The sequence below is a fragment of the Streptomyces uncialis genome, from assembly GCF_036250755.1.
Taxonomy (GTDB): Bacteria; Actinomycetota; Actinomycetes; order Streptomycetales; family Streptomycetaceae; genus Streptomyces; species Streptomyces uncialis.
The window spans coordinates 6,400,144-6,412,013 of record NZ_CP109583.1; the positions used below are offsets into that span (position 1 = coordinate 6,400,144).

The following is an 11,870-nucleotide window of genomic DNA, read 5'->3' on the forward strand; positions in this document are numbered from 1 at the left end:
CTGGATCCGGCCTACCGGACGCGGGCAGGGCGTCCACACTGAGGTTGCCAGGTTCGAGGCCGACGATGCGGAGCTCGCTTCCCTGTCAGTCGCCATGTCTAGATTTCGGGCCTACGTTCCGGGTTTTGGGATGCGGGCAGGGAGTTCGGTCAGGGCATTGGTGGAGATCCGTGGACGATTGCGGCAGGTGACTGCTTCACTTAGCGAAACACGGTTGTGACGTGCTCAGGGGGTCGCAGTGCACTTTTCCGTTTCGCCAGTCCGTGTCTTTCCTCGGGCGGCCCAGCCAGGGAAGCCTCGCGTCTACTTGGTCACCGATGACTGGGACGACTGGTTTCAGTTCAATACGCAGTACGACCTGCGCTACCAGGACGAGCACGGCGACATCCATGATGTTGGCCAGGTCAAGATTGGGCAGTTCGACATGGCGGCAGACCAGAGCCGTCCCGATCTGCCCAGCACGTTCTCGCAGCTCGACAACCGCTTCTTCTCGGTTGGGCAGGATGACAGCTACTACCAGAGTCTCAATCGATTGGGCAGCAAAGTCAGAGATGAGATCCTTCGGGGTCTACATGACATTGCCCTGGATTCAGCTCTCTATACACGGGCCTTGCGTGAGAACGTAACGGGTACGTCGCTCCTCCGATCTGTGAGTCGAGCGACTGTAGAAATTCAATTTCGCCGTCTCGCCCGAGGTGGGCGCCGACTCTCGCGATATCACTTCACGTATGAACTACCTTCGACACCTAGATCTCAGCAACCTGCCTTGTCCTTGGAGTTCGAGGTAGTGCCAGAATCCGAACCGCCTACTAATATTCACGTACTAATTGGGCGCAATGGAGTCGGCAAGACCCATCTACTCAACCATATGGCCCGCGCACTAGCGGATCCCCACGCCGACCCAGAGGAAGTTGGCACATTCACGATGAGAGGTTCTGACAGGAACCGGCTCGCAAATCTTGTTTCGGTCACTTTTAGTGCCTTTGATCCGTTCGAGCCTATCAGCCAGCCTCGTGATAAGACGAAAGTGGTACTGCCTTATGCTTATATTGGCCTGAAGCGAATTGGATCTAAGGTCGACGGAAAACCCCTGCCGCCTAAGGATCCGCGAGCACTAGCCAGTGAATTTACGAAGAGCGTGCAAGTCTGCGTTCAGGGTGCCCGCCTGGTGCGCTGGCGTAGAGCGCTAGAGATGCTAGAAGCTGATCCAATCTTCAGCGATGCGCGCGTTGCCGATCTCGCTGAGTCTGCGGCAGACGCCGCCGATCTCGCTGAAAGGGCAAGTCTGCTCTACCGGAACCTTAGTTCGGGTCATAAGATCGTACTGCTGACAATAACTCGCCTCGTTGAAACCGTTGAGGAGAGTTCTCTGGTTCTCCTGGATGAGCCAGAGGCCCACCTTCATCCACCGCTACTGAGTGCTTTTACTCGCGCTCTCTCTGACCTTCTGATCAATCGAAATGGCGTTGCTGTGATTGCCACTCACTCGCCCGTTGTATTGCAAGAAGTGCCGCGAAAGTGTGCATGGCGGTTGAGGCGTTCCGGGCGAGAGGTATTGGTGGAGCAGCCCGGTGTGGAGACCTTCGGCGAGAACGTCGGCGTGCTTACCAGAGAGATCTTCGGATTGGAAGTTACGCGCTCCGGTTTTCATCGGGTGCTGCAAGAAGCCGTAGAGGGTGGCGCTTCCTATGAGGATATCTTGGAGCGATTCGATGGGCAGTTGGGTGGGGAGGCTCGCGGGCTAATTCGTGCCCTGGTTGCAGCGAGGGTCCAGGAGGGTGAGCTCTGATGTGGAGAGTTGACCGACCCGAAGACACGGCGAAGGATACCTTCCGGTTGTGCATTAGTCGCGTGCGCGTCGCGGACTTGAAGAAGCGTCTCCAAGAGGCCGAAGGGCAGGTTGTTGCAGCTGGTAAAACGTATGTCGAGGCCGCCGAGTCGGCGACTCTTCATGATCTAGATGTAGAGGACTTCGAGCTCACCAGAGTCGGCACCTCAGAGATGGTCACCGTCTATAGCGGTCGCATGGCTGGTAAGAGATCCCCTGGGCGGGTAGTCTACGACGCGCTTATATTGGGTGCTAAGGATGGCTGTTGCCCGCTTTGTGGCCAGCGTACGGTATCCACCCTCGACCATCACCTGCCTAAGTCTCTTTACCCGGCCTTGGCGGTTAACCCACTGAACCTGGTTCCTGCCTGCTCTGATTGTAATAAGCTGAAGCTGGACGTCGTCCCATCCAGTGCAGAGGATCAGACGCTTCATCCGTATTTTGATGACGTCGAGGGGCAGGCTTGGCTCCGTGCTCGAGTTGTTAAAACCTCTCCAGTTGCACTGCAATTCTTCGTGGATACTGCGTCGGATATGGATGAGATCCTCGCTCGGCGCGTGCGTGCACATTTCAAGAAGCTGAGGCTCTCCTTCCTCTACGGTTCTCAGGCCGCCCAGGAGCTAAGTAATATTCGTTTCCGCTTGCTCGACATCTATGCAAGTGGTGGAGCCCTTGGGGGGCAGCAGGTACAGCAGCACTTGGCCGCAGAGGCGAAAAGCCGATGTAAGGCAAATGTGAATAGTTGGCAGACTGCGATGTATGCGGCTTTGGCTAGCAGTTCGTGGTTTTGTAATGGGGGGTTCGACGCATGATGATGAGGGAGCGTTGACTTTGCTGGCACCTGCAGTTCGTCTGGTAAAGGACGGAACCGGGATTAAGCAGTCGGCAGCGGAGTACGGGGCGATCACGTCGTAACGTCAGCCGGGAGCGATAGCCTGGTTCTGGTGCGTCGAGCGGGCCGAAACGTCGTCACATACCAGGACGCCGGCGGGCGTCCATCTTGGCTGGTCCTCCACTGTCTCACGGCGCCTTGATCCTGTGTGTTCCATGACCAAGTCACAGCTTCCCGGCCGTGCCGCGGCCGGGAAGCTGTGAGTGGTAAAGATGTAGCCGTCCTGGCTTTGTGGTGCATGCCGGGATGGTCTATCGGCGCGTGTCTTGACTTATCCTTCAACAAGTTGAAGGAAGCCGTACGCGTTATCGGGGGAATCAGACGGTTCTTCGGTGTCGGGATTAGGCTTCAGGTTGATCCGAGGGCGCGTCATTGTGGCTGTCGTGTACACCTGATCGGCCAGCTCGGCGGGCAGGCCGGATCGTGCAACGATTTCAGCAAATGGCACGCCGGTCTCCTCACACAGTCGAACCGCTGACTCAAGGAGCGCGGGGGATTCGCGAGGGCCGAGATCGCATGGTTCCGGATCTCCATGTTGAGAAAGCGCCATCATCGCCCTTTTGTAGGTGGTATCGCGAAACACGCCAATAGAGTGCGCACGGTAAACGAGAGCCTTTAGCGAGGTGCCCCATCTGAGCTTTAGGGAGTAGAGAGTCTCCCAATCCAGGCGTCGCGGCAATTCATCGGCAATTTCGGCGCGAGGCATCAAAAATTCTGCAGCGAAGTCGTGCGCTTGATTCTCTACAATTCTGCTGCCGGGTTCGGCATCGAGATGCATAATCAGATGCCCTACTTCGTGAGCGACATCGAAGCGGGAGCGGGGTAGATCATTCTTGAGAGGATTGCGAAAAATGATTGGCCGGCTGCCGTACCAATGAGAGAAGGCGTCGACCCGCTCGGAGACCGGCGGGAGTTCCATGACTACGACGCCGTGTGCTTCTAGGAGTCGGGTCACGTGGGGCAAGGGGCCGCTCTTCACGCCCAGGGCGGAACGGGCCTGCTGAGCAGCGGCCGCTACCTCTGAGCGCGTTGGGTCCGAAGGGATTGGTAGTCGTGGCAGGACCACGGTCGGGAGTTCGACGTACTTCTCAACCGTGGTCACCAACTGCCAAGCGATCTTTCCGAATGCAAGAGCTTGGTCCCGTTGCAGTTGAGTCGTTGCGCGAAGGCTGCGGAAGTGGGCGGCGCTCGGCATGGCTGGATGGGGGTGCCCGCTCGCGAAGAACGCGGCTGGCACCCCTAGCGCCATTGCAAGCTGAGCAACGACAGAAGCTGATGGCCGGCTCTGCGCAAGCTCGTACTGGCTCACTGCCGCAGGCGTCAGTCCTACTTGCTTGGCCAATTCGTTCTTGCGCAATCCGCGCAACTGCCGTGCAGTGGTCAAGGATTGAGGGTCGAACGCGCGAGACGCGAAACCGGCCTCTCCCTGACGATGGTGCGTCGTGGACATCGTTGAAATCTCAGTCTTCTTGGTTTTGAGTCTTCGGCTGCTCGTCCGGATCATTCCGGCGACGCTTCAGGGGGATCTTGGACTCGCCGAGGTCCATGAAGTTCTGCTGTTCCTTCGAGCCGCTCTCCTCAGGGAATCCTTCATCATCGCGCGGTTGCTCGGCAGTACCAGCCGGCCGCAGGGAGTCGGTGGGGTCCGCGGAGGCTGAGGCCTTCTCGAGATCCTCGGGCTTCGCCTGTGTTCTTGGAGCTGGCAGCGATACCTGCAAGCCGTTGTGCAGCTGCGCTGTCCCGTCGAGCCAGGGAGAACCACCTGCCCGGTTGTCTCGGGGGAGACCCAACTCGATGACACAGCCACCGGTCTCAGGGTCGCCTGTGTGCATAATGCGGACATGCCCCTGCGTGATCGCCGGGGCGAAGGCCGAATCCCATCCGGACTCTTCGCTCAAGGCGAGCTGAACGCCAGCGGAGCTGTTGGCCACAGCGCCACGCAGTCGCGGACTACTCCCGTCCCAGCGGACCTTCTCCAGCGCCGCCGGGATCTTGTCGGGTGTGGTGAAGCGGAACTTATAGAACCGCACTACCCACGGCCCACTGGTGATCTCGACTGCGCCACCCGCCACGATGCGAGCCGAGATTCCAGCCTGCACCAAGCGCAGCCGAACCAGGTTGGCGATGTTTCGCCAGGTTTGCTGCCCGAACGTGCCCATGTCGTCGCCGAACCTGGGCTCGAAGCGGTCGGCGTTGGTTTCGTAGACCTGCTGAGTGACTTCCTCAACGATCCCAAGTACGCCGTCTCGGCGCAGATCTGTCATGGCTTGCCGCAGAGTCATATCCACGGGGAGAACATAGCAGAAGGCCACCGTTTCTGCGTGAGAATCAAGTAGGCGATGTGTGGCGCTTCTGGCCAAGCGGCCTCGTGTGGAAGGGCACCACCGACAGGCTGCCTACCGATGATCTTGTTCAGCCTGGCAGTTGCTTCGCAGTCATGGCGTGCGCCTCGGTGGAGGTCGCATCTACTGACGCCCCTTCAGGGATGGCGCTCTTCGAGGGGTTACCTGCAGCTGTGTCAGCGGCTGCATAGACGGTGATGTTTCCTGAAGCTCCACGAGCAACGGTGTTCCCTGGTCCAGCGCGTAGCTCGTGATCGGCCTGATGTCTCATGAGACATGCTGAGCGCGAAGAAGTGTGCCATCTGGACCATGTGGCGGGACTGGAGGGGGTGTTGCGGGGCCGGGACGTGGGGGTGATCGAGACGACGGGTCTCGCGGAGCCCGCCGCGCAGGCCGCGGCGGTGCGACGGACCGCCGCCGGGCGGGGGATCGCGCTGCGGCACGCGGTGGCGGGGGAACGGCGGCGCACCGGACCCGTCGAGTGGGAGGTGCTGTGGCCGCAGGACACACGGGCGCCCGGTGCGATGGGTCCGCTGGAGCCGAACGACGCGAGCGTGACGCTGTTGGTGCGCAGCGGCGGGCTGCGGATGTTGTTGCTCGGTGATCTGGAGCCGCCCGCGCAGCGGGCGTTGGTGCGGGGGCCGCTCGGCGGCCGGTCCGCGCGGGTGGACGTGGTGAAGGTGGCGCACCACGGGTCGCCCTTCCAGGACCCGGAGCTGCTGGAGCTGACCCGTGCGCGGCTCGCCCTGATCTCCTGCGGCCGGGACAACCCGTACGGGCATCCCTCGGCGAGGACGATCGGGGCGCTGGAGGCGGCCGGGGCACAGGTGTCGCGCACGGACCGTGACGGTTCGGTGGCCGTGCTCGACGGGGACGGGCGGGGTCCCGCGACGGTCGCGCACCGCTGACCGGCACCGGGCATCGCGTTGGCAAAGCGGAGGGGGGAGGGGGAGAGCGGGCGGAACGGTGGGAACGGAGCCGCGGATCAACGTGCGAGGGAGAGAATGGGCGGTGCCGGGGAAGTCGCGGGCAGCGGGACCGGACGGTGGGGGTGGTGCGGATACGGCGCGCGTTTGCCGGGAATGCGCTGCGGATGGTCGAATGCGTTATCGAATCGAACGACGTCGCGCCGCACTGGAGTGTTTTCGGGAATGCTGGGCCGTTGGCTGGGAAATCGTAGGAACGCTCAGCGGGTTGGTCCCGTGTCGGCGGTGAACGTCCCGCAGAGCGCCGGGGTGCTCGGTTGCCGGGTGCTCGACCCGGTGCACGAACCGGCGCGCGGCGCGACACTGACCGTGACGGACAGCGACGGACGTATGACGGTGAACGGCGGCACGGACCCGTACGGATCTTTCGTGGCGGCCGTACCGGCGGGGGAGTACCGAATCGTGGTGACCTCGGACGGCTACGCACCGTACCGGGCCGATGTCACGGTCGCGGAGGGCACGCACTCCTCCCTCGGTGACGTGGTGCTGCAACTCGCCCCGGCGCAACCGCTGCCCTCGACCGGGGACTGGGAGATCGAGCCCACGCATTCCTCGATCGGTTTCACGGCACGGCATATCGGGCTGGCGCGGATTCACGGACGGTTCAACAGGTTCGCGGGGGCGTTGCGGATCGGTGAGCGGATGGAGGAGTCGGCGATGCATGTGGTGATCGACGCGGCGTCCATCGACACCAATGTGCGGATGCGTGACGATCATTTGCGGTCGGCGGACTTTCTCGACGTCCAGCGCTTTCCGACCCTGGAGTTCTACAGCGAACGCTTTGCTCACCGGGGTGGTCAGCGATGGGGGATCACCGGGGCCCTGTCGCTGCACGGGGTGACACGGACCGTGACGCTCGACGCGGAGTACCTGGGCCTGGGCAACGGTATGGAGGGCGAGACACGAGCCGCGTGCCGGGCCACCACCGAACTGCACCGTGACGACTTCACGGTCAGCTGGCAGACGATGCTCGCGCGCGGGATAGCCGTGGTCGGCCCGAGTATCGGGATCACCCTCGACGTGCAGGTCGTCCCCATGGCGGCGGGGTGACCCTCGGCCGTTGACCGCCGGTAGTCGTGACGCCCGCCGGTAGCCGTGACGCGTGACGCCCGCTGGTCGCTGACGGCCGGACCTCCGCTGGCGGCTGGACTTCCCGCTGACCGCTGACCGCTGACCGCTGACGGCTGGACCTCCCGCTGACCGCTGACTGGGCCGGCCGCTGTCCCGGGCGTTCCGCCGGTGCCGGACAATGTTCCGGTGAGCGATGTGAGACATGTGCTGGTGCTGCCCGACCGGGACGCGGCGGAGGAAGCGGCCGAGGCGTTGGGCGACCGGTTCGGGGTGCGGGAGGAACCGCAGCTCGTCCGGGACGCGCTGGCGGGGGAGGACGACGCCGAGGACGCCCAGTGGCTGGTGGTCGTCGAGGACCCCGACGCCCGCTTGGACGCCGCCGCGCTCGACGCCTTCGCCGGTGAGTGGGACGGCTGGCGCGAGGCGCCGTAGCGGCGAGCCGGCCGTGCGGGTGCGGCGGCCGTACCTGGTCGGTTCCGGCGGCCGTACCCGGCGAGTTCTTCGGTGCCGCCCGGGTGGGTCGGCATCCACGCCAGGGTAGCGCGACACCGTTGAGGCGAGGTACCCCGCGCCACCCGGGAAACGGGACCGCCAGGGGAACGGGACTCCCCGGCAACGGCTCCCCCCGCAACGGAACCGCTCAGCGCGTCGTCCACGCGGGGACTGTCGGTGGGGCGTGGGATGCTGGACCGTGATGGCCAAGAAGACCGCAAACGACGATCCGCTCGCCCCCCTCACGCTCGCCGTGGGCCAGGAGGACCTCCTGCTCGACCGCGCCGTGAAGCAGGTGGTGACGGCCGCCCGCGCGGTCGACGCGGACACGGACGTCCGTGACCTCACGTCCGATCAGCTCCAGCCCGGCACCCTCGCCGAGCTGACGAGTCCTTCGCTGTTCGCCGAGCGCAAGGTCGTCGTCGTCCGTAACGCGCACGACCTGTCCGCCGACACCGTCAAGGACGTGAAGGCGTATCTCGGGGCGCCCGCCGAGGAGATCACGCTGGTGCTGCTGCACGCGGGCGGTGCCAAGGGCAAGGGCCTGCTGGACGCCGCGCGCAAGGCGGGTGCGCGGGAGGTCGCCTGCCCGAAGATGACGAAGCCAGCGGACCGGCTGGCCTTCGTCCGGGGGGAGTTCCGCGCGCTCGGCCGGGCGGCGACCCCGGAGGCGTGCCAGACACTGGTCGACGCGATCGGCAGCGATCTGCGGGAGCTGGCGTCGGCGGTGGCGCAGCTCGTCGCGGATGTCGAGGGCACCATCGACGAGGCGATCGTCGGCCGCTACTACACGGGCCGGGCCGAGGCGTCGAGCTTCACGGTCGCGGACCGGGCGGTCGAGGGACGGACGGCGGAGGCGCTGGAGGCGCTGCGCTGGTCGCTGTCGACGGGTGTCGCGCCCGTGCTGATCACCAGCGCGCTGGCGCAGGGGGTGCGGGCGATCGGGAAGCTGTCGTCCGCGCGGGGCGGCCGTCCCGCCGACCTCGCCCGGGAGCTGGGTATGCCCCCTTGGAAGATCGACCGGGTGCGTCAGCAGATGCGCGGCTGGACCCCGGACGGGGTGTCGGTCGCGCTGCGCGCGGTCGCGGAGGCCGACGCGGGGGTCAAGGGCGGCGGTGACGATCCGGAGTACGCGCTGGAGAAGGCGGTCGTCACGATCGCCCGCGCGGCCCGTTCGCGACGAGGCTGAGGCCCGTTCGACGTGACGTGACGTGACGTGACGTGACGTGACGGTGTGGGTGTCCCGCACCCGGCTCCCCGTACCGGCCCCATACCCAGAGCCCCCGGTACCCCAGAGCGCCCCGTAGTCACGGCCCCGTACCCGTACGACTCAGTATCTGCGGCTCCCGTACCCGCAGGCGCGGCCCCAGGTCCCCGTACGCATACGGACGGCTCCCGTACGCATGCGGAACGTAAGCGTACGTAACGTGCAGATGTGAAAACGCCGAGGACCCCGGGTCCGGCGCCTGGGGAAGGCGGCGGACGCGGGGTCCTCGGTTCACGATGCTGAGCCCGTACCCGCGTGGCGAACGCAGGCCGCGTACAGGCTCGGGGTGCCGGACGGGAGCGGAGAGAGAGGGCCCGCTGGGTCCCTTCCGGCGGTCAAGTCGGTGCGGACGGGTCCGTCGGTCCCGGCCCTGGGGGCCGGGCGGTCCGTGCCGCTGCCGGGTCCGTGGGGCGGGGCCCCACGCCCTCGGCTCAGCCCTTGAGGGAGGCGACCTGCGAAGCCAGGGCCGACTTCTTGTTGGCGGCCTGGTTCTTGTGGATGACGCCCTTCGAGACGGCCTTGTCCAGCTTGCGCGAAGCCTCGCGGTTCGCGGCGGTGGCCTTCTCGACGTCGCCGGCGGCGACGGCCTCACGGGTACGGCGGATCGCGGTCTTCAGGGAAGACTTGACGGCCTTGTTGCGCAGCCGCGCCTTCTCGTTGGTCTTGATCCGCTTGATCTGGGACTTGATGTTCGCCACGAATGAGCCTTCTCAGGTTCAGAGGCGCGCACGGACCTCGGTCCGTACCCGCCGATGATTTGAATCTTCGGGTGGCGCCACGGGCCAGGACCGGAGAACCGGCCGGACCGGGGTGCCGAGCGGACACCGGGACCCGGTGCGCCGCGCGTGTCCCCGCTGAGAGGGGCAGGAGACACAATGACCTAGGTTATCAGCCGTGCTCCCGGCGGCCCAAACCGGTCGCAGTGCCGCGCCCATGGGACGATGGAGGCTACGTAACGATCCGCGCCGAGGCGTGAGAAGCCTCAAGAGACAGGACCCTGCGTGCCCGCGACCACTCCCCATGTGCCTGAGCCGAGCCGTACCCCGCCGGCTCTGCTCCGTAATTTCTGCATCATCGCGCACATCGACCACGGCAAGTCCACGTTGGCCGACCGTATGCTCCAGCTCACCGGAGTGGTCGAGCAGCGGCAGATGCGCGCCCAGTACCTCGACCGCATGGACATCGAGCGTGAACGCGGCATCACGATCAAGTCCCAGGCGGTGCGGCTGCCCTGGGCCCCCACCGGTGGGCCCGACGTGGCCGACACCCACATCCTCAACATGATCGACACCCCGGGGCACGTGGACTTCACGTACGAGGTGTCGCGGTCGCTGGCCGCGTGCGAGGGGACCGTCCTGCTCGTTGACGCCGCGCAGGGCATCGAGGCGCAGACCCTCGCCAACCTGTACCTGGCGATGGAGAACGAACTCACGATCATCCCCGTCCTCAACAAGATCGACCTGCCCGCCGCGCAGCCGGAGAAGTTCGCCGAGGAGCTGGCGAACCTGGTCGGCTGCCAGCCGGAGGACGTGCTGAGGGTCTCCGCGAAGACGGGACTCGGCGTGGACGCGCTGCTGAACCGCGTCGTCGCGGAGGTCCCGCCGCCCGTGGGGGTCGCCGACGCGCCCGCCCGCGCCATGATCTTCGACTCGGTGTACGACTCGTACCGCGGTGTCGTCACCTATGTCCGGGTCATCGACGGTCAGCTCAGCAAGCGTGAGCGGATCAGGATGATGTCGACGGGCGCCACCCACGAGCTGCTGGAGATCGGGGTCACCTCGCCCGAGATGCTGGCCTCCGACGGGCTCGGCGTGGGCGAGGTCGGCTATCTGATCACCGGGGTGAAGGACGTCCGGCAGTCCAAGGTCGGTGACACCATCACCAGCCTGCACAAGGGCGCGACCGTGGCCCTGGGCGGCTACAAGGACCCCAAGCCGATGGTCTTCTCGGGGCTCTACCCGATGGACGGCTCCGACTACCCCGATCTGCGCGAGGCGCTCGACAAGCTCCAGCTCAACGACGCCGCGCTGGTCTACGAGCCGGAGACCTCCGCCGCGCTCGGCTTCGGCTTCCGCGTCGGCTTCCTGGGGCTGCTGCACCTCGACGTGATCCGGGAGCGGCTGGAGCGCGAGTTCGGCCTCGACCTGATCGCGACCGCGCCGAACGTGGTCTACCGCGTGATCATGGAGGACGGCGTCGAGCACGTCGTCACCAACCCGAGCGAGTTCCCCGAGGGGAAGATCGCGGAGGTGTACGAGCCGATGGTCCGCGCGACGATCCTCGCGCCCAGCGAGTTCATCGGGTCGATCATGGAGCTGTGCCAGGCGCGGCGCGGGACCATGCTCGGGATGGACTACCTCTCCGAGGACCGCGTGGAGATCCGTTACACGCTGCCGCTCGCGGAGATCGTCTTCGACTTCTTCGACCAGCTCAAGTCCAAGACCCGTGGTTACGCCTCGCTGGACTACGAGACCACCGGCGAGCAGAGCGCCCATCTCGTCAAGGTCGACATCCTGCTGCACGGCGACAAGGTCGACGCGTTCTCCGCGATCACGCACCGGGACGCCGCGTACGCGTACGGGGTCCGGCTCGTCGCGAAGCTGCGGGAACTGATCCCGCGGCAGAGCTTCGAGGTGCCCGTCCAGGCCGCGATCGGGTCCCGGGTGATCGCCCGGGAGACCATCCGCGCCATCCGCAAGGACGTGCTCGCCAAGTGCTACGGCGGTGACATCTCCCGTAAGCGGAAGCTGCTGGAGAAGCAGAAGGAGGGGAAGAAGCGGATGAAGATGGTCGGGTCCGTGGAGGTCCCCCAGGACGCGTTCATCGCCGTGCTGTCGAGCGACGACAGCGGTCAGAGCGGCGGCAAGCCGAAGAAGTGACGCAGCGGAGCGGGCCCCGAGGGGGTCCGTGACGGTCGTCGGGCTCGGGGACCGGTTGGGGGGACATCCCTCCGCCGGTCCCCGAGGCCGTTCCGCCGGACCGTTTCCCCGGA

General features: G+C 65.3%; 10 protein-coding genes. 7 read left to right on the top strand and 3 right to left on the bottom strand.

The window, feature by feature from the left end:
- The first annotated feature begins 307 nt into the window (after positions 1 to 307).
- Together OG711_RS26660 and OG711_RS26665 are read left to right on the top strand one after the other, a co-directional pair.
- Entirely contained in the window at positions 308 to 1,789 is a 1,482-nt protein-coding gene (locus tag OG711_RS26660) for an AAA family ATPase (RefSeq protein ID WP_329560884.1), read from the top strand.
- A gap of 77 nt (positions 1,790 to 1,866) precedes the next feature.
- Positions 1,867 to 2,640, top strand: a complete 774-nt coding sequence (locus OG711_RS26665; RefSeq protein WP_329560886.1) for an HNH endonuclease — start codon at positions 1,867 to 1,869, stop codon at positions 2,638 to 2,640.
- Between the two features lie 351 nt (positions 2,641 to 2,991).
- On the opposite strand, the gene OG711_RS26670 is transcribed toward OG711_RS26665, so the two are convergent.
- Together OG711_RS26670 and OG711_RS26675 are read right to left on the bottom strand one after the other, a co-directional pair.
- A complete protein-coding gene (locus OG711_RS26670; RefSeq protein ID WP_329560888.1) occupies positions 2,992 to 4,104 on the bottom strand; it encodes an XRE family transcriptional regulator in 1,113 nt (370 codons plus the stop codon).
- A 76-nt stretch (positions 4,105 to 4,180) separates the two neighbouring features.
- The gene (locus OG711_RS26675; RefSeq protein ID WP_329560890.1) at positions 4,181 to 5,008 is read right to left on the bottom strand and encodes a hypothetical protein; all 828 of its coding nucleotides are present in this window, start codon (positions 5,006 to 5,008) and stop codon (positions 4,181 to 4,183) included.
- Between the two features lie 323 nt (positions 5,009 to 5,331).
- Between OG711_RS26675 and OG711_RS26680 the strand changes: the two genes are divergently transcribed.
- From OG711_RS26680 to holA, 4 genes are all read left to right on the top strand, one after another.
- The gene (locus tag OG711_RS26680; protein WP_329560892.1) at positions 5,332 to 5,970 is read left to right on the top strand and encodes a ComEC/Rec2 family competence protein; all 639 of its coding nucleotides are present in this window, start codon (positions 5,332 to 5,334) and stop codon (positions 5,968 to 5,970) included.
- A 243-nt stretch (positions 5,971 to 6,213) separates the two neighbouring features.
- Positions 6,214 to 7,098, top strand: a complete 885-nt coding sequence (locus OG711_RS26685; RefSeq protein WP_329560894.1) for a YceI family protein — start codon at positions 6,214 to 6,216, stop codon at positions 7,096 to 7,098.
- A 207-nt stretch (positions 7,099 to 7,305) separates the two neighbouring features.
- Entirely contained in the window at positions 7,306 to 7,551 is a 246-nt protein-coding gene (locus OG711_RS26690) for a hypothetical protein (RefSeq protein ID WP_073793678.1), read from the top strand.
- Positions 7,552 to 7,813: 262 nt separating this feature from the next.
- Positions 7,814 to 8,800, top strand: coding sequence for a DNA polymerase III subunit delta (gene holA / locus OG711_RS26695; protein WP_266515445.1), 987 nt, complete (start codon positions 7,814 to 7,816; stop codon positions 8,798 to 8,800).
- 509 nt (positions 8,801 to 9,309) lie between these two features.
- Here the strand turns inward: holA and rpsT are convergent.
- Complete coding sequence (gene rpsT, locus OG711_RS26700; protein WP_073793676.1) at positions 9,310 to 9,576, bottom strand: 30S ribosomal protein S20; 267 nt, start codon at positions 9,574 to 9,576, stop codon at positions 9,310 to 9,312.
- 303 nt (positions 9,577 to 9,879) lie between these two features.
- On the opposite strand from rpsT, the gene lepA reads away from it, so the two are divergent.
- Positions 9,880 to 11,757 (top strand): translation elongation factor 4, encoded by a 1,878-nt coding sequence (lepA, locus tag OG711_RS26705; protein WP_073793675.1) that lies wholly within the window; start codon positions 9,880 to 9,882, stop codon positions 11,755 to 11,757.
- Positions 11,758 to 11,870: the final 113 nt, after the last annotated feature.